Origin of the sequence: Thalassospira profundimaris, from assembly GCF_003326795.1 — a bacterium.
Taxonomy (GTDB): domain Bacteria; phylum Pseudomonadota; class Alphaproteobacteria; order Rhodospirillales; family Thalassospiraceae; genus Thalassospira; species Thalassospira profundimaris_C.
In genome coordinates this window covers 40,250-58,542 of sequence record NZ_JPWI01000006.1, presented here as the reverse complement: position 1 = coordinate 58,542, position 18,293 = coordinate 40,250, and the positions used below count along the sequence as shown (strand labels likewise).

The 18,293-nt window shown below is 54.8% G+C and carries 14 protein-coding genes; 13 read left to right on the top strand and 1 reads right to left on the bottom strand.

Features of this window, described 5'->3' with window-relative positions; translation table 11 throughout:
• Positions 1 to 200 precede the first annotated feature (200 nt).
• From TH30_RS10775 to TH30_RS10715, 13 genes are all read left to right on the top strand, one after another.
• On the top strand, positions 201 to 1,961 hold the full coding sequence (locus tag TH30_RS10775) for a sensor histidine kinase (protein WP_114098103.1): 1,761 nt from the start codon (positions 201 to 203) through the stop codon (positions 1,959 to 1,961).
• Positions 1,924 to 3,297 carry a sigma-54-dependent transcriptional regulator gene (locus TH30_RS10770; protein WP_114098102.1) on the top strand — a complete coding sequence of 458 codons (1,374 nt, stop codon included), beginning with the start codon at positions 1,924 to 1,926 and terminating at the stop codon, positions 3,295 to 3,297. Before TH30_RS10775 ends, TH30_RS10770 begins: the two co-directional genes overlap by 38 nt.
• Positions 3,298 to 3,546: 249 nt before the next feature.
• The gene (locus tag TH30_RS10765) at positions 3,547 to 4,884 is read left to right on the top strand and encodes an ABC transporter substrate-binding protein (RefSeq protein ID WP_114098101.1); all 1,338 of its coding nucleotides are present in this window, start codon (positions 3,547 to 3,549) and stop codon (positions 4,882 to 4,884) included.
• Positions 4,885 to 4,908: 24 nt separating this feature from the next.
• Complete coding sequence (locus tag TH30_RS10760) at positions 4,909 to 6,222, top strand: ABC transporter substrate-binding protein (RefSeq protein ID WP_114098100.1); 1,314 nt, start codon at positions 4,909 to 4,911, stop codon at positions 6,220 to 6,222.
• A gap of 78 nt (positions 6,223 to 6,300) precedes the next feature.
• The gene (locus TH30_RS10755) at positions 6,301 to 7,200 is read left to right on the top strand and encodes a branched-chain amino acid ABC transporter permease (RefSeq protein ID WP_114098263.1); all 900 of its coding nucleotides are present in this window, start codon (positions 6,301 to 6,303) and stop codon (positions 7,198 to 7,200) included.
• Position 7,201: 1 nt separating this feature from the next.
• Positions 7,202 to 8,149 (top strand): branched-chain amino acid ABC transporter permease, encoded by a 948-nt coding sequence (locus TH30_RS10750; RefSeq protein WP_114098099.1) that lies wholly within the window; start codon positions 7,202 to 7,204, stop codon positions 8,147 to 8,149.
• Positions 8,146 to 8,922 carry an ABC transporter ATP-binding protein gene (locus TH30_RS10745; protein ID WP_114098098.1) on the top strand — a complete coding sequence of 259 codons (777 nt, stop codon included), beginning with the start codon at positions 8,146 to 8,148 and terminating at the stop codon, positions 8,920 to 8,922. Before TH30_RS10750 ends, TH30_RS10745 begins: the two co-directional genes overlap by 4 nt.
• Positions 8,919 to 9,581, top strand: coding sequence for an ABC transporter ATP-binding protein (locus tag TH30_RS10740; RefSeq protein ID WP_114098097.1), 663 nt, complete (start codon positions 8,919 to 8,921; stop codon positions 9,579 to 9,581). Before TH30_RS10745 ends, TH30_RS10740 begins: the two co-directional genes overlap by 4 nt.
• A 23-nt stretch (positions 9,582 to 9,604) precedes the next feature.
• Entirely contained in the window at positions 9,605 to 10,759 is a 1,155-nt protein-coding gene (locus TH30_RS10735) for an iron-containing alcohol dehydrogenase (protein WP_114098096.1), read from the top strand.
• 15 nt (positions 10,760 to 10,774) lie between these two features.
• Complete coding sequence (locus TH30_RS10730; protein WP_181850239.1) at positions 10,775 to 12,250, top strand: NAD-dependent succinate-semialdehyde dehydrogenase; 1,476 nt, start codon at positions 10,775 to 10,777, stop codon at positions 12,248 to 12,250.
• A gap of 21 nt (positions 12,251 to 12,271) precedes the next feature.
• Positions 12,272 to 13,426: an iron-containing alcohol dehydrogenase gene (locus TH30_RS10725; protein ID WP_114098095.1), complete on the top strand. Its 1,155-nt coding sequence runs from the start codon at positions 12,272 to 12,274 to the stop codon at positions 13,424 to 13,426.
• A gap of 87 nt (positions 13,427 to 13,513) precedes the next feature.
• Positions 13,514 to 13,885 (top strand): hypothetical protein, encoded by a 372-nt coding sequence (locus TH30_RS10720; protein WP_114098094.1) that lies wholly within the window; start codon positions 13,514 to 13,516, stop codon positions 13,883 to 13,885.
• 139 nt (positions 13,886 to 14,024) lie between these two features.
• On the top strand, positions 14,025 to 14,681 hold the full coding sequence (locus tag TH30_RS10715; RefSeq protein WP_114098093.1) for a dienelactone hydrolase family protein: 657 nt from the start codon (positions 14,025 to 14,027) through the stop codon (positions 14,679 to 14,681).
• A gap of 295 nt (positions 14,682 to 14,976) precedes the next feature.
• On the opposite strand, the gene TH30_RS10710 is transcribed toward TH30_RS10715, so the two are convergent.
• Entirely contained in the window at positions 14,977 to 18,291 is a 3,315-nt protein-coding gene (locus TH30_RS10710; RefSeq protein ID WP_258548686.1) for an error-prone DNA polymerase, read from the bottom strand.
• Positions 18,292 to 18,293: the final 2 nt, after the last annotated feature.

Sequence of the window (18,293 nt, the reverse complement as noted above, 5' to 3'; positions counted from 1 at the left end):
TTTTCTGATGCAGAATGAACGGAATGCCCAAGGCACTTGTCTTGGGCATTCCTGCTTTTTGAGCCCTGCTTTTGCCGAATGTACCACATGTCAACCTGACTGAGACAATCAGGTTTGACTTGCTGCCGTGCAACATTTGCTTCAGAACTATGACAAATAAAGAATACGCGTTGAAAAATTCAACGTAAGGGAGCCCGTCTGTGTCCGGTTTTCATTGGTCACGCAATCAACGTCTGAGCCTTGTGGGCCGATATACATTATTATCGGTCGGCGTTGTCGTGTGCGCGCTTGTCGCACTGAGCTTCTTTTATCAGCGTTTTTCCAATGAACTGATCGACCGCCTGACCGGCGAACGCCTTAGTGCCCAGGTTGCTGCAACATCGAACAAGTTGTCTGCCTTTCTTGATGCGCGCATTTATCAACTGGTGACGCTATCCAATCACCCTGCGCTCCCTGCATTCATCGAAGCACCAAATTCGCCACAAGCAGAAGAAGCCCTGACCCTGCTTCGAGTTGAGGCAGATTCACCTGATCTTTATGGCGTGCTGTTCTTTGACTGGAACGACAATCTGGATCGTCTGGTCGCCGGGCAAGCGGCATCTGGCCCCCCATACTGGTCAAAAACCGGATGGGATATTCGCGGCCTTCCGCGGGTCGAACATGAAGGTATCGAATTTATCGGCCCGCAACTGCCTGAAAATGGCAATTCCGGCTGGCTTTTGATGCGCCAGCATATTCGTGACACCGGATTTGGGCAGAATACATCGGTTGCCCTGCATGTGCGCCTGTCATCCCTGACCGAACTTCTGGTCAGTGCCGGTGTGGCCGGGGTTATTGAACCGCTTTTGCGCACCCCGGGCGGTATTGTTCTCGACCCGACAGGGCGTCCGGCCGAGGTAACCGGCGAGCTGATCGAAGGTCCCAGCATTCTTCCGGGCTGGAACATCGTCATGAGTGTCCACCCCGGCACCATTTTGCAGCCGATTGATCAGACGCGGTTCTGGCTTTATGTCACGGCGACCTTGATCATCGTGGTTATTCTGGCGATCTTTTTTGCCCTGTCGCGCAGTCTGCGCCGACGGGTTGATACGCTGGTTCAGGGTGCACACAGCATCGCATCAGGTGATCTTTACTATCGCCTGCCCGAAGGTCGTCGCCGTGATGAGATCAGCACGGTTGCCAAGGCGTTCAACACCATGGCATGGCAACTCAAAGACCTGATCGACCGGACCGTGCGTGCCGAAAAACTTGCAGTTCTCGGTCAGTTTGCCACTGGTGTTGCCCACGAGGTTCGCAATCCGCTTGCCACCATGAAAACCACCGTTCAGGCCCTGACTCGCAAGGAACAGGATGTTGAACGCAAGGTGTTGCTTGATGACATGGGTCATCAGATTGATCGCCTGTCACGTGTGGTGAATGATCTTCTGGCCTATGGCCGTCCGGGTGAAGCTGCCCCGCAAAACACTGAAATTCGCGACCTGTTCCGCCAATCAGCCCGCGTGCTGGAACCGATTGCGAAGGATGCAAATGTCAGGTTCTACACCAGTGGCGATTCCGGCCTGAAACTGTATATCGACCCGGATCAGGTTTTGCAGGTTTTACTTAATCTTGGCATCAATGCCATTCAGGCCTGCAAGGCGGGCGGCACGGTCGGCTTGCGTGCAGAACAGAACGAAGCGTGGGTAGAAATCCGCGTCACAGACGATGGTGCGGGCATCCCCAAACAGCATTTGCTTGACGTGGTCCAGCCATTTTTTACCATGAAAAGCAAAGGAACCGGTCTTGGTCTGACGATCAGTCAGCAGCTGGTCGAAGCCAATCATGGTAAAATTCATATTGAAAGTGCCCCGCAAGAGGGCACGACAATCACACTGAAGTTCCCGGCCACAAAGGCGGGAACCGCCCAGGAGGAAGACCCCGAAGATGTCCAAGAGGATCAGATTACTGATCGTCGACGATGAGGAATCATTCGTTCGTTCCCTGAGCTTTGCGCTCAGGACCGAAGGCATGGACGTCACCGGCGTTCATTCCGGCGAAGATGCCTTTCTCGAAGTTCGGAAAAACCAGTTTGATATCATCCTGCTTGATCTGCGCCTTCCCGGTGCCGATGGCATGGAGGTGCTTAACAGCATCCGCAATCTTGATATCGATGTCCCCGTGATCATGATTTCCGCACATGGCGACACCCGTGCAGCGGTCAAGGCCGTCAAGCTCGGTGCTGCGGATTATCTCAGCAAGCCGTTCGAACTTGATGAACTGATCCACACGATCAACAGCGTGCTGGATCAGAACCGGACAGCTCTGGAACTGGAATATCACCGCAAACGCGATGTTCCCGCCAACGGACTGATTGGTGATTGTGCCGCCATGAGCGAATTGCGCACCACCATCGAACGTGTCGCCAAAAGCAGTGCGAGCCGTATTCTGTTGCTGGGTGAGTCCGGAACCGGCAAGGCATTGGTCGCACGCGCCATCCATGGCGAAAGCCCGCGATCATCACGCGCCTTTATCGAGGTCAATTGCGCAGCACTGCCAGAACAACTTATTGAGTCCGAGCTTTTTGGCGCGGAAAAGGGGTCCTATACCGGCGCCCACCAGAAACGCACCGGTCTGGTTAAACTGGCCGATGGCGGCAGCCTGTTTCTTGATGAAATTGGTGAACTTCCCCTGGCGTTGCAGGCGAAGTTCCTGCATTTCCTTGAAAATGGAGATTATCGACCGGTTGGCAGCGAACATTCGGCGTCGGCAGACGTGCGTGTGATCGCGGCAACCAACCGTGACCTTGCCGAAGAAGTCCGTCTGGGTAACTTCCGTGAAGACCTGTTTTATCGTTTGAATGTCATCACCATTGATATCCCGGCCCTTCGGGCACGCGGTGAGGACATCATCAAGCTGGTCGAACATTTCGCGGACAAACAAGCCAAGGCAGAAGGATGCCATCCGATCAATTTTGCACCGGAAACAATTGATATTTTGCTGGCCCATCGCTGGCGCGGCAATGTGCGCGAGCTCAAAAACCTGATTGAGCGGCTGACAATTCTATATCCTGCCAAGACAATTTCGCCCGAATTACTGCCAACCGAGTTTCATGAAACCGATATCTCCGGCGAACGGGAAGCCCATCAAATGGCAAATTCAAACGGGCCGCAATTGCAAGACCGCCTGGATAACACTGAGCGCAATCTTGTACAGAATGCGCTTGACCAGGCGGACGGTCACAAGGGCCGGGCGGCTGAGATTCTTGGCATTTCACGTCACGCCCTGAAACGCAGACTGCAACGGCTGGGTCTGCAATAGTCGTCCTGAGCGATCTCGCATTCACAAACCAAAAGCCATTGAGCGGTTTTCGCTCAATGGCTTTTTCAATTTGGAGCGCCAACCGCTCATTTCTGCGCTCATCCCTCGCAAACAAACCACACATCTTTTGCGCAAAGCCCCGATCTCCCTGCCTTTTTCATTTAGCGGAACAGTTGGCACAGCCTTTGCCAATTACCCGGACAAAGGTACAAACACGAATGGAACAACCATTCGTAGGGAGGATACATCATGGAGATGCTCACACGCCCGGTTTCCGGGTGCATCACCATTATTATTGCCGCGTTCACATTGCTTGTCGCCAATGGCGCACAGGCCGAACGTTTTGAGCTGGGCGCATCGGCGGACGAAGCCGATGCGGTGATCGGCTGTTTGTACCCGATGACCGGTCGCTCGGCGACATATGGTCGCGACAGCATTGTCGGCATTCAAATCGCACTTGATGATCTGGTGGCAGAAACCAAGGCAGGACTGACACCACCAAAACTGCGCGTGATTGCCGATGATCCGCGATCAAAGGCATCCTATGCCGTCCGTCTGGCACAGGATTTCGTCGCAAAGGATAACGCCCGGTTCTTTTGCGGGATTGTTTCATCAGGCGTTGCTCATGCGGTAAGTGATCTTGCACGTCAGGAAAAGATCATCATGGTCGGAACCGACCATGCATCATCGCGGCTGAGCATCGAAGCCGGACACGACTATTATTTCCGGGTCACGAATGACAGCTGGACCAGCATGGCAGCAGGCGCGCGTTATCTGCGCGATCTGCAAAAGGAAACCGGCTGGAAACGTCTCGCTTTTGTCGGACCGGATTATGACTATGGGCATGTTTCCTGGACTGACTTGCAGCTCGCCCTTGATGGGCTTGGCGTTGAATATGAAACCGTCAGTGCCCTGTGGCCCAAGCTGTATGAACCGGACTATTCGATCTATATCAATGCCCTGCAATCGGCCAAACCCGATGTCGTGGTGACTGCACTTTGGGGCGGTGATTTCATTGCCTTTATCAAACAGGCATCAACGACCCGTTTCTTTGAAACCACCCGTCTGGCAAATTTCGATACCGGTGCCAATTACGATGTGATGATGGCGCTGGGCGATCAGCCCTATCCCGGCCTGATCCTGTCGGCTCGTCACCACAATAACTGGCCGGAAACCGGGCGTAACAAACGATTTGTCGCACAGTTCCATGACCTGACCGGTCGTTATCCGACCTATGCTGCCGAAGGTGCCTATACCGGCGTCATCGCGATAGCACGCGCCATCGAGAAAGCCGGTGACGCTGATGATGACAGGGCACTGATCAAGGCGCTTGAAGGATTGCAACTGGCCCTGCCCGAAGATCCACCGGGCTTTGCATCCTATATCGATCCCGACACTCACCAGATTGTCCAGGCGCAAGCCGTGGGCACGGTCGTCCATAACGAAGATTTTCCGCCTTCAAAATTGATGGTGGGGAATTGGGCGATCTACGACGCCGAAGACCTCAAACCGTCAAAAGAGATGGTCAAACGCCGCCGCGATGCCGTGGCTGGCGGGTCCGAGGCTGTTCCACCGCCAACTCCATAGACCTTTCCCAAGGGAGGAAAAAAAGTGAAGAACAATAAAACAACTTTCAGCAAATATCTGGTTTCGGGCGTCGCTGCCCTTGCCCTGACGGCTGGCCTTGCATCGGGTGCATCCGCAGCCGAAAACGGCAAGTTCCGCATCGGTATTGTTACCTTCCTGTCCGGTCCTGCGGCCGGCCCGTTTGGTGTTCCATCTGCCAATGCCGCCAAGGTTCTTGTTGAAGCGCTGAACAAGGGTGAACTGCCCGCTCCGTACAACAAGATCGGCATCAATGGTGCAGAAATCGAAGCCGTCATCATTGATGAGGCCGGTGGTGCGACCAAGCAGGTTGAAGAATATCGCAACCTTGTCCAGCGCCAGAAAGTTGATGCCGTGATCGGCTATGTTTCTTCGGGTGATTGCCTTGCTGTCGCACCGGTTGCCGAAGAACTGAAAACCTTCACCATCGCATATGATTGCGGGACCTCCCGCCTGTTCGTTGAAAACAGCGACGCAAAATACATGTTCCGTACCGGCCTTGATGCATCGGTCGACAATATCGGTGCCGTACGTTACCTCGCAGCAACCCGTCCGGATGTAACCCGTCTTTCGGGCATCCAGCAGAACTATTCCTGGGGTCAGGACAGCTGGGCCGACTTCACCGCTGCTGCGGCGAAACTTCTGCCGGAATCTGAAATCGTCGAAGAACAGTTCCCGAAAATCTATCAGGGCCAGTATGGCGCAGAAATCTCTGCCCTGTCGGTCAAGCGTCCGGAAATCGTTCACAGCTCCTTCTGGGGTGGCGACATGGAAGCACTGGTTCTTCAGGCAAATGCCCGTGGCCTGCTTGAAGATGCCACCGGTCTTCTGACTTGCGGTGAAGCAAGCCTTGCGACCTATAAGGATCAGGCGCCGAATGGCATGATCATTGGCGCACGTGGCCCGTTCGGCGCATTCGCACCGGAAAACGAACTGAACACCTGGTTCAAGGGTGTCTATAACGCTGCCTATGATCTTGATCCGGTTTACCCGGCAACCAAGATGGCGCAGGCGATCCTCGGCCTGAAATTTGCTGCTGAAAATGCCGGTCTGGCAGACAAGGAAATCCCGACCGCAGATCAGCTTGCTGCCGGCCTGAAAGGCGCTTCCTTCCCGTCCGTTTCAGGTACTGTTGAAATGGCACGCGGCAATGGTCATCAGGCAATGCAGGGCATTTCTTACGGCGAATACCACTATGAAGACGGCAAGGCGTCGATCGTCAATTCCGTCTCGTTCTCTGGCGAATGCGTAACCCCGCCAGAAGGTGTTTCTGCCGCAGACTGGATTGCCCAGGGCTTCCCGGGCGCTCAGTGTAACTAAGCACACACAATCTTCCTGCGATGCGGGCATCTCTTTTGCGGGATGCCCGCCCTTTTCCCTGCACACTGGATATTTGTGATGACAAGTCTTCTTGCCGTCCTGATTGATGGCTCGATCTATGCATCGTGGCTGTTTCTCGTGGCCGCTGGCCTGACCGTAATTTACGGGGTGATGCGCATCCTGAATATGGCCCATGGCAGCTTCTATGCCATCGGTGCCTATTCCGCAGCATCCCTTGTCGGCTGGTATTTCAATAACGGTATTGGCCCGGCCTGGATCAGTTATCTTTTGCTGGTTGGTGCGGCACTGGTTGCCGGACTGATTGTTGGCGTGATCATTGAACGTGGATTGCTGCGCCTGATGTATGGCCGCGATGAAATCCTGATGGTGATCATTACCTATGCACTTTTGCTGATCCTTGAAGACACGATGAAAATCGTCTGGGGGGTCAACCCGTATTTCGCCTATCAGCCCTATTCCGAACTTGGTCGAACGTCGCTTGGATTATTGAAAGTCTCAAACTACGACCTGTCACTGGTCGGGGTTTCGGCAGTCATCGGTCTTGTTTTGTGGGGACTGCTTGAACGTACCAATACCGGCAAGGTCTTGCGTGCGGTGATCCATGACCGCGAAATCGCGGTTGCGATGGGTGTGAATGTCCGCCTGATGTTCACCATCACCTTTGTCATCGGCACCATCCTTGGCGCGCTTGCCGGTGCGCTGACCGCTCCGGCCATTTCGGTCGTGCCGGGTATCGGGATCGAAGTCATCGTTCTGGCCTTTGCAGTGGTCGTGATTGGCGGACTTGGCAGTATCGGCGGTGCCGCCGTTGGCGCACTGCTTGTCGGATTAAGCCGTGCCGCAGCTGTCCATTATGCCCCCGAGTTCGAACTTTTCGTCATTTACGGCGTGATGTCGTTGGTTCTGGCGTTCCGCCCCGAAGGTCTGTTTGGCCGTACTTTGGCGAGGAAAATCTGACATGCGTTTTGATAAAACTGAAATCTCGCTTGCGGCAGTTGCGATTGCCTTAGTGCTGTTCGGGTTTGTGTCGCCCGGTTGGCTGATCTTCCTTTTGACCATCGCCTTTGCCAAGGCCCTTGTTGTGCAGGGTGTCGTCATGCAGATGCGTTCCGGTCTGGTATCTTTCGGTCAGGGACTGTTTTACTGCATCGGCGGTTATACCGTCGGCATGGGAGGCCAGTTCTTTGGCATCCATGATGCGATTGCTGCCCTTTCGCTTGGCATGCTGGTCGCCATTGCGGTTGCGATGGTGCTGGGCCTGCTGCTGACACGTTATCGCGATATCTTCTTTGCGATGCTGTCGCTGGCCTTTTCGATGATCCTGTTTGGCATTCTGGTCAAAAGCCCGGAACTGGGCAGCACGGACGGCTTTAACGTTCATAACTGGACAATCTTTGGCTGGGCTCCCGACGGCGGGGAAAGCAGCCAGCACACGGTCTTTACCCTGACCATTCTGGCCGGTCTGGTGATTGCTGTTCTGATCCATCGTTACACCAAGGCCGGGATCGGTGTGATTTGCGAAGCCGTTCGCGAAAACGAAGTTCGTGTTGAATATCTTGGTCTTTCGCCGCGATGGTTGCTGTATGGCAACTATGTCAGTGCGGCCGCGGTTTCCGCCCTTGGGGGGGGATTAACCGCCCTTGCCACCGGGCACGTTGACCCGGAAATGGCCTATTGGACCACGTCTGGCGAATTCATCTTTATCGCGCTTCTGGGTGGATTGGGTCATGTCGCTGCACCGTTCATTGCCGCCGTGGTTTTCTCGGTCGTGCGGACCTATGCCATCGAACTGGTTCCCCATACCTGGCAGATGATCCTCGGCTTTACCCTTCTGGGTGTCATCGTCTTCCTGCCCAAAGGCCTCTGGAGCCTGGTATCGCGTAAAAAAGCAGGAGAACGCGCATGACTGTCATTCTTGAAACCAAATCGCTAAACAAGGAATTTGGTGCGGTCATCGCCGCAAAGGATCTTGATGTCCGGATTTCCAAAGGTGAAATCGTTGGCGTCATCGGGTCCAACGGCGCGGGCAAGACAACCTTCATCAATATGGTGACCGGTTATCTGAAGCCGACCCGTGGTGAAATCCTGTTTAACGGCAAATCAATCCTTGGTCATTCACCGCGTGCCATCACACGCGCAGGCATGGCTCGTTCATTTCAGGTAGCACAGCTGTTTCCTGAAATGACGGTACTCGACAACCTGATCGTTGCCCTTGCCGCTGCCGAAAGCCCGCGTCCAAGTTTCCTAAGCCCGCTTCGCAGTGACAAACGCATCGCACGGGCTGAAGACATTCTGCGTGAATTCGGTGTCGAGAACTATCGAGACTCACTGGTAACCGCGGTCCCGCAAGGTGCCCGCAAACTGGTGGATATTGCCATGGCCCTGATCGGCAATCCGCAGATGCTGTTGCTTGATGAACCGACCAGTGGCGTCAGCATGGATGAAAAAACCGGATTGATGGACACCGTGATGAATGCGGTCCGCCAACATGGTGTCACCGTGCTGTTTGTTGAACATGACATGGATGTGGTCGAACGTTACGTATCACGTGTTCTGGCGTTCTATAGCGGCGAGATCATCGCCGACGGGCAGCCTTCGGCGGTTCTTGCCGATGAACGCGTACGTGATCTTGTCACCGGCCATCGTCCCACCCACAAAAAAGGGAATGGCGTATCATGACCCTGGAAATCAAAAATCTGAATGTTTCGATCGGCAATATCCCGATCCTTCGTGATGTCTCCCTGACTGTTCCGTCCGGACAGATGTTTGGTCTGATCGGACATAACGGTGCGGGCAAAACCACATTGATGCGTGCCATCATGGGATTGCTTGAGGCCGATGATGGTTCCATCACCTTTGATGGCAAGGATTTGCGCAAGACGGCTGATTTCGGTCGTGCAAAAGGCGGTATCAGCTATATGCCCGAAGACCGCCGCCTGATCCCGTCCCTGACGGTTGAGGAAAACATTCTTCTTCCGGCATGGACCAACGGCATTGCAGATGCCAGGGAACGTCTGGAATGGGTTTATGACCTGCTTCCGGAAATTGCACAGTTCCGTGCCCGGCGCGCCATGCAGCTTTCCGGTGGTCAGCAAAAACTGGTGGCCCTTGGCCGCGCATTGATGCCGGGCCGGAAATTGTTGCTTCTTGATGAACCGTTCGAGGGCGTTGCCCCGGTTCTGTCGCGCCGTCTGTCCGAGGTCATATCCAACCTTGGCAGCAGTGGCTTGTGTGTTCTGATTTCAGAATCGGATGACACCCATTCCGCCGATCTGGTGACAGGCAGCTATCGCATCGAACGCGGCACTGTTTCCTCATCAAACACCCAGCCCGCATAAGCCCGGCCAAAGCGAGGATCACCATGTCAGATTTTACATTTGAAACCACGCCCCGCGTCATCTGCGAATTTGATGGCGCACTTCAGCTGGGCAGCCTGTGTAACGAGTTCGGCGCAAAACGCGCCGTTCTCATCACCGATCCGGGCTTGCAGAAAGTCGGATTGATTGATGCCCCCTATCAGGCCCTGATTGATGCCGGAATCGATACCCTTTTGTGGACCCGGGTTGAAGCCGACCCGCCTGAAAGCACCATCCTTGAAGCGGTCAAGGGCGCACAGGATTTTGGTGCAGACATCATTATCGGCCTTGGCGGCGGATCATCGATGGATACAGCCAAGCTGGTGGCTTTGCTGTGTGGCAATCCCCAGCAACTTGATGCGATCTACGGGATCGGTCTGGCAAATGGTCCAAGATTGCCGCTTATTCAGGTTCCGACCACCGCAGGGACAGGATCGGAAGTCACCCCGATTTCCATCGTCACCACCCCGACCCAGGAAAAGAAAGGCGTTGTATCACCGCTTCTTTATCCGGATGTCGCTTTGCTTGACGCCAAACTGACCATGGGTCTTCCGGCATCGATTACCGCAATGACCGGTATTGATGCGATGGTTCATGCCATCGAGGCCTATACCAGCAAGCACAAGAAAAACGCGTTGTCTGATGGTCTGGCCATTCGTGGCATGCAGTTGATGACTGCCCATATTGATGATGCGGTTTCGGCAACCCCGTCCCGTGAAGCCCGCGAAGCCATGTTGCAGGGATCGATGATGGCCGGTATGGCATTCGCCAACGCCCCGGTTGCAGCGGTGCATGCTCTGGCCTATCCGCTGGGCGGGCATTTCCATGTTCCCCATGGTCACAGCAACGCACTTGTCCTGATCGAGGTTCTGAAGTTCAACCGCGATGCGGCCTGTGCGCAATATGCGGAACTGGCCCGTGCCGTTCTGCCCGGTGAACGGTTTGCCGATGATGATGATGCCTGTGATCGTTTCATCAGCTACATGACTGACATGGTCGAACGGATGCCCTTTACCCGTCAGTTACGCGATGTTGGCGTGACGGAGGCCGATCTCGACATGCTTGCGACCGATGCGATGAAGGTCGAACGCCTTCTGATCAACAACCCGCGCGAGATGACCTTTGAGGCCGCGCGGACCATCTATGCCACCGTACTTTAACCACAGGATAGCCCCATGACGATTGAACTCAATGATACCGGTCTTTGGCAAACCCTTGGTCATGTCGATGGCAAATGGGTTTCGGCCGACAATGGCAAAACCTTTGCCGTGACCGATCCGGCCACCGGCGAACATCTTGCCGATGTCCCCGATATGGGTGCGGCAGAAACCCGGACAGCAATTGATGCAGCCAACGCCGCCCTTCCGGCTTGGCGGGCAAAGACCGCCAAGGAGCGGGCCAATATTCTGCGCAAATGGTTTGACCTTTGCATGGCAGCGCAGGAAGACCTTGCGTTGCTGATGACCCGTGAACAGGGCAAACCCCTTGCCGAGGCGCGCGGTGAAGTGGCCTATGGCGCGTCCTTCCTTGAATGGTTTGCCGAAGAAGGCAAACGCATTTATGGCGATGTCATTCCGTCACATGGTGCAGATAAACGCATCATCACCGTCAAACAGCCGATCGGTGTTGTGGCCGCGATTACGCCATGGAACTTCCCGATGGCGATGATCACCCGTAAATGTGCCCCGGCGATTGCTGCGGGGTGCACGGTTGTCATCAAACCGGCCGAAGATACTCCCTTGACCGCTCTTGCCCTTGCCGAACTGGCCAAACGTGCCGGTTTCCCCGATGGTGTGATCAATGTTGTCACCGCATCGCACGGTGCGGATATTGGCAATGAACTGACGACCAATCCGATTGTTCGCAAACTGTCCTTCACCGGATCGACCCAGGTCGGCAAACTTCTGATGCGCCAATGTGCCGATACCGTCAAAAAAGTCAGTCTCGAACTGGGCGGCAATGCGCCCTTTATCGTCTTTGACGATGCCGACCTTGACGAGGCCGTTGCCGGTGCCATCGCATCCAAATACCGCAATGCCGGTCAGACCTGCGTCTGCGCCAACCGCATTCTGGTTCAGGAAGGCGTTTATGATGCCTTCGCCGAAAAACTGGCCGCCGCAGTTGCCAAACTGCGCGTCGGTCAAGGCACCGAGGATGGCGTAACGCAGGGGCCATTGATCAACACCAAGGCGATTGAAAAGGTCGAAACCCTTGTCAATGACGCGATCAACCACGGTGCCAAAGCCGTGCTTGGCGGTGAACGCGCCAAACCGGGCAGCAATTTCTTTAGCCCGACCATTCTGACCGGTGTCACCGCAGAAATGCGGATCTTCTCCGAAGAGATTTTTGGTCCGGTTGCTCCGCTGTTCAAATTCAGTGACGAGGCCGAGGCCATTCGCATGGCCAATGACACGCCCTTTGGACTGGCGGCCTATTTCTATGCCCGTGACATCGGTCGCATCTGGCGCGTTGGCGAGGCACTGGAATACGGCATCGTCGGGATCAATGAAGGGATCATTTCCACAGAATCAGCCCCGTTTGGCGGCGTGAAAGAGTCCGGTATCGGTCGTGAAGGATCGAAATACGGCATCGATGATTTTGTCGAGATTAAATACATGTGTCTCGGCGGTCTCGCCGGGAAAGCCATCTGACCGGCAACGAGGAGCCCCACCATGAGTTTCATGTTTCGTAGTGTGCCGCGCATAGTTTGCGAGGCAGGCGGCATTACTAAAACCGGCGCCCTGATGAAAGAACTGGGCGCAACCCGCGTCACCGTTGTTTGCGATCCGGGCATTATCACTCTTGGCTATGCCGACAAGGTGCAGAAATCACTGGAAGCCGCCGGCATTGCTGTCCAGATCTTTGCCGATGTTCAGGCCGACCCGCCCCAGAATATCGTCCAGCAGGCCATTGATGGCGCCAAGGACTGGAAGGCAGATGGCGTGATTGGTCTTGGCGGCGGCAGTTCGCTTGATAGTGCCAAACTTGTCGCCTTGCTTGCCAATAGCGATCAGACCATCGAAGGCATTTACGGCATCGACAAGGCAACGGGTGACCGTTTGCCCCTGATCCAGATCCCGACCACCGCCGGGACCGGATCAGAAGTGACATGGGTGTCGGTGATTACCGATAACAACAGTCTCAAACAGGTTGTTTACACCCCGCAATTGATGCCCGATATCGCGCTTCTGGATGCGGAACTGACCTATGGCCTGCCACAGAAAGTTACCGCAGCAACCGGGCTTGATGCGATGGTGCATGCGATTGAAGGTTACACCAGCCGTACGCGCAAAAACCCGATTGCCGATGGTATGGCGGTGACGGCCTTGTCGCTTTTGGGCAAGAACCTGATGAAGGTGATTGAAAATCCGGGCGACAAGGAAGCACGTTCTGCGATGCTTCAGGGATCATTGATTGCCGGGATGGCCTTTGCCAATGCATCGGTTGCCGCCATTCATGGTTTGGCCTATCCGTTGGGCGCACGGTTCCATATTCCGCATGGTCACGCCAATGCACTGGTCATGGCACAGGTGCTGCGGTTTAACCTGCCAGCAGCGGGTAAACTTTATGCCGAACTGGCCCCGTGCCTGATCGAAGATTGCGATTTTGCATCCGAGGAAGAAGCCGCCGAGGCCTTTGTTCGCCGGATCGAGGAAATGGTCCCGGCCAGCGGCCTTGAAACCCGCCTGCGCGATCTTGGCGTAACCGAAGACTCCCTGTCCGAAATGGCCGAGGAAGTCTTTGGCAAAATCTATCGCCTGATTGAAAGCAACCCGCGCGATATGACGGCAAGCGATATCGAAGCGATCTATCGCGAAGTCTACTGAGCCCGGAGGGTGCTCTCACATAGCACCCTCGTCTACAAACCGGCGGCTTGCTTGGTCGCTTGGCCGCCGGTTTGTTTGAGGTGCCAAATGGCGCTCGAAGCCGTCATTCGGCTTTCCTCTGACATCGCCCGGCACTCCCCACACACTATTCTTGGCCCGAACATCTGCTGGTCAGGAGTACGTGGAATTGGTTGGGCAGCCCCCAAATTTGTCAAACGCAATCAGACAAACAAATTTGCTCTGATGCTCTTGCCCTGTTTTGTCCTGTCCCAAGAAATATTCGATCATTTCTGGCCGCTTGGGTGGAAAGTGGCATTTCTCAAACTATTGGTTGCTGATGCGGTGATGATCTTGTTTAAAACGGATCAAGACAATCGCCGAAGGTCGCGATGCTATGAAGTCGTTCTTTGGTGCCTTTTGGGGTCCAGATTTCTGGAAAATGGCACCCAAAAAAACTGATGCCCTTTCATCCGGGCGCTGTGAATTATTTTAAAAGCCGGAATTCCGGTTGACCAGTAAGGAACGCTTGATTGGTACGGCATCGGCATGATGGACGATTGATGCACTTCCTTACGCAAAGCGACAGGAGCATTTTGACATGATGAAAACCATTACCGCAGCAGATGGCCATGCGCTTGATTGCTGGTTTGAACCAGCGGTTGGCGAACGCCGTGGCGGGATTGTCATCCTGCAGGAAATTTTTGGTGTGACCGACCAGCTCAAAGGTGTGGCTGCAAAATATGCTGCCCTTGGTTACGAAGTCGCCATACCTGCCCTGTTTGACCGTCAGGAACGCGATGCGGTTGTTCCCTTTGATCAGGCACTGCGCGGCCGCGACATGATGCTGGCATCCGATCTTGAACAAACCACCCTGGACATTGATGCAGCGGTCAAGGCCCTTGCCGCAAATGGTGGCAAAGTCGGAGTTATCGGTTTTTGCTGGGGTGGCGGTCTTGCCCTGCGTGCGGCACAGGATCTTGACGTTGCAGCCGGGATTGCCTTCTATGGCACGCGTTTACCGCAATATCTTGATCGGCCACTCAAAGCAGCATTCCTTGGTCACTTTGGCACCCTGGATGACCATGTTCCGGCCGAAATGCTTGATCAAGCCAAGACTTATTTCCCGGATATGGAAATTCATATGTACGAAGCCGGTCACGCCTTTGCCAATGATGCACGCCTGTCCTATGTCGTGAATGCTGCCGATCTGGCCCATGCCCGTACGATCGAATTTCTTGCAAGGCATGTCGGCTAAACCACGTGCAAAAAGTTCCGGTTAACGCAACTTGCTGATTAACGTCATCCGTCGCAGCCCTCATGACCGGGGGACTGCATCCCTAACCATGATCAAGATCATTGCAAGGCCGCATAGCCCCGATCCCGCGATGGCCCCTTCCATCCCAATCCTTAGAACCCCGTGTTCCCTCATCCAAAGGCACATGGGATGCACACTCCCGCTCGTTTAGAGATAGCGAGTTCTGAAACACGTTCGGAAATCCGGAGAAAGGTCGACTAAAATGCAATTACACCGGACAGAAACCCGTCACTGCTTAATGGAAATCGTGACTGTCAATTTTAAGGACCGGAGCCTTTTGCGTTTGTGAGACATGCTCCGCCTCCAAAGCATTCAGACCACTGGCCCATTGTAAATTCCGGGGGTGATTGTGGTTGCTGCGGGCGATTTTGGTATTATCCGTCAGTCCTTGCAACATCCCGGTCAGATCAACCAGTCTGTCGGCAATAATATGGGTAACGCCATCTTCACGCTGAAGCTTGCCGGTAACCCCCAGAACCGTGGCCGTCATGACTTCGCGGCGATATTTTTCCATCACCTTGTTCCAGACCACCAGATTGGTGATGCCGGTTTCATCCTCAAGCGTGATGAAAACCACCCCCGATGATGTCCCCGGGCGTTGCCGAACGATGGCAAGACCGGCATGAGTTAACCGTTCACCATCACGCACACCGGGCAGGTCACTTGCCTTGCAGATCCCCGCTTCTTCAAGCGCATTGCGCAACATGCTGACCGGATGACCTTTAAGCGACAGACGCAGGCTGGCGTAATCCTCGATGATCTCCTCGCCCGGTTCCATGATGGGCAAATCGACCGGGGCTTCGGCCCCGAATTCGGCAGAGACACCCATATTATGGTTAAAGTTCTGGGCGGCTTCAAACAAAGGCAATGCAACCGGGGCCTTGCGCCCCTTGCCAAAGCGACGCACCGCCCAAAGGGCTTCTCGCCGCGACAGGCCAAGGGAACCAAAGGCGTCGGCTTCCGCCAGTTTTTCCAAGGCCGCAGGTGACAGACCGGTCTGGCGCGCCATCAGATAGACATCCTGAAACCCACCTGCCGGACGATTGGCAATCAGGGCAAGGGCATCAAGTTCGCCAAATCCCTTGATCTGGCGAAAACCAAGTCGCACGGAATGATAGCCACTGGCACGGCCCAGCTCGCGTTCAAGCTGATTGTCCCAGAAACTGTGATTGATATCGATTTCAAGAACTCTGACCCCATGATTGCGCGCATCATTAACCAGTTGTGCGGGGGCATAAAACCCCATCGGCTGCGCGTTCAAAAGTGCACATAAAAACACATCGGGATGATGGCATTTCAGCCAGGATGACGCATAGGCCAGAATGGCAAAGCTTGCCGCGTGGCTTTCGGGGAAACCGTAATCGGCAAAGCCTTCGATCTGCTTGAAGCAGCGCTCGGCGAAATCCATGTCATAGCCGTTTTTCAGCATTCCGTTGATGAATTTGGTCCGGTGTTCGCCAATCGTACCGGTACGTTTGAATGTCGCCATCGCACGTCTGAGATTGTCGGCCTCGCCACCGGAATAGCCCGCAGCAACAATGGCGATCTGCATTGCCTGTTCCTGAAACAGCGGCACACCACAGGTGCGCTTCAAGACGGCTTCCAGTTCCTTTGAAGGATACTCCACCTTTTCCCGGCCCATGCGCCGTTGCAAAAACGGATGAACCATACCGCCCTGAATCGGTCCGGGGCGGACAATCGCCACCTGAATGGTCAGGTCATAAATGCTTTTGGGTTGAAGGCGGGGCAGCATGCTCATTTGCGCACGCGATTCCACCTGAAAAGTGCCAATACTGTCGGCCTTTTCGAGCATCCGATACGTAGCCCTGTCTTCCTTGGGCAAGGTTGCAAGCGTGTAATCAATGTTCTTGTGATTGCGCAGTTCCTCAAACGCCTTGCGAATACAGGTGAGCATTCCCAATGCCAGCACATCGACCTTAAGAATGCCAAGTGCATCAATATCATCCTTGTCCCACTCAATGGTGGTGCGGTCCGCCATCGCCGCATTGGCGATCGGCGACAATTCACAAAGCGGTCCGCGCGTAATGACAAAGCCGCCAACATGCTGCGACAGGTGGCGGGGAAACCCGGTCAGTTCCCCCGCCAGATCAAGAATAGCTTTGAGGCGCGGTTCGTCTGGATGAATGCCCGACTGGCGCATCATGGTATCATGCGCGCCCTTGCTGCTTGATCCCCAGATGGTTTTGGTCAGCTTGACGATGGTGTCCTCGGACAGACCAAAAACCTTGCCGACATCGCGAATGGCACTGCGCGACCGGTATGAAATCACCGTAGCGGTCAGACCGGCGCGCTCGCGACCATAACGTTCATAGATGAACTGGATGACTTCTTCGCGGCGTTCATGTTCGAAATCGACATCAATATCGGGCGGCTCATTGCGCGCATTGCTGATGAAGCGCGAAAACAGAAGTTCCACCTCATTGGGGTCAACCGATGTGACATGCAGACAAAAGCAGACCGATGAATTGGCCGCCGATCCACGCCCCTGACACAAAATGTCCTTTGACCGGGCAAAGGCAACAATGTCATGCACGGTCAGGAAATAGGGGGCATAACCCAGCTCGTCGATCAGTTTAAGCTCCGTCTCGATCAGTTTTTTGACCTTGTCAGGCACACCATCGGGATAGCGTTTATGTGCTCCCTCCCAGGTCAGGCGGATCAGGCGTTCCTGCGTGCCTTCCCCCGATCCGTCATTTTCATCGGGATATTCATAGCGAAGGTCACTGAGACTGAATGTGCACTGATCGGCAATCTCGACCGTGCGCGCAAGCCAGTGGGGATGATCGGGAAACAGCCGTGCCATTTCCTGCGGGGATTTGATGTGGCGTTCACCATTGGGAAACAGCCGATATCCGGCATCCTCAATCCGGCAATGATGGCGAATGCAGGTCAATACATCCTGCAAGGGTTTGCGGGATCGAAGGTGCATATGCACGTCATTGGTCACCACGGCAGGAATGCCAAGACGGGTTTCGACGTCTTCGGTAAAGGCAAGGCGTTCGCTATCAAACCCGTCCATGAAGCGCCCGACAGCAAGCCAAAGCCGATCATTAAAACGGGCTTTCAGATTGATCAATTCGGTGCGAAACCCGTCATCGGGAACCTGCGGCGGGATAGCAATGAACAAAAGGCCGTCGCCATGATTGATGATATCGCTCTGGTAAATCTCGCACGATCCCTTGGGGGCACGGCGCTTGCCAAGGGTTAGCAACCGGCACAGCCGGGCATAGGATGCCCGATCCGTCGGATAGCACAGCATGGATGGCCCATCCATCGGATCAAGACGGCAGCCGACAATATAATTGAGCCGGTCAGCATAATTACTGTGTGCCGAGTAACCGCGTACGACCCCGGCCAGCGTATTGCGATCCGTAATCGCAATGGCATGAAGCCCCTTGGTCGCAGCCGTAAGCACCAGTTCCTCGGCATGCGATGCGCCGCGCAAAAAGGAAAAATTGCTGCTGACCTGCAGTTCGGCATAGGCTGGTTCCGGGGCGTTCGGGGTATGACCGGTTTGGGATTTCGTCATGG

Bases quoted from the DNA above. Each gene is read 5' to 3' on its own strand.
- TH30_RS10750 (WP_114098099.1), top strand. From the start codon at position 7,202: ATGCGTTTTGATAAAACTGAAATCTCGCTTGCGGCAGTTGCGATTGCC.
- TH30_RS10770 (WP_114098102.1), top strand. From the start codon at position 1,924: ATGTCCAAGAGGATCAGATTACTGATCGTCGACGATGAGGAATCATTC.
- TH30_RS10765 (WP_114098101.1), top strand. From the start codon at position 3,547: ATGGAGATGCTCACACGCCCGGTTTCCGGGTGCATCACCATTATTATT.
- TH30_RS10735 (WP_114098096.1), top strand. From the start codon at position 9,605: ATGTCAGATTTTACATTTGAAACCACGCCCCGCGTCATCTGCGAATTT.
- TH30_RS10725 (WP_114098095.1), top strand. From the start codon at position 12,272: ATGAGTTTCATGTTTCGTAGTGTGCCGCGCATAGTTTGCGAGGCAGGC.
- TH30_RS10755 (WP_114098263.1), top strand. From the start codon at position 6,301: ATGACAAGTCTTCTTGCCGTCCTGATTGATGGCTCGATCTATGCATCG.
- TH30_RS10740 (WP_114098097.1), top strand. From the start codon at position 8,919: ATGACCCTGGAAATCAAAAATCTGAATGTTTCGATCGGCAATATCCCG.
- TH30_RS10720 (WP_114098094.1), top strand. From the start codon at position 13,514: ATGGCGCTCGAAGCCGTCATTCGGCTTTCCTCTGACATCGCCCGGCAC.
- TH30_RS10745 (WP_114098098.1), top strand. From the start codon at position 8,146: ATGACTGTCATTCTTGAAACCAAATCGCTAAACAAGGAATTTGGTGCG.
- TH30_RS10710 (WP_258548686.1), bottom strand. From the start codon at position 18,291: ATGACGAAATCCCAAACCGGTCATACCCCGAACGCCCCGGAACCAGCC.
- TH30_RS10715 (WP_114098093.1), top strand. From the start codon at position 14,025: ATGATGAAAACCATTACCGCAGCAGATGGCCATGCGCTTGATTGCTGG.
- TH30_RS10730 (WP_181850239.1), top strand. From the start codon at position 10,775: ATGACGATTGAACTCAATGATACCGGTCTTTGGCAAACCCTTGGTCAT.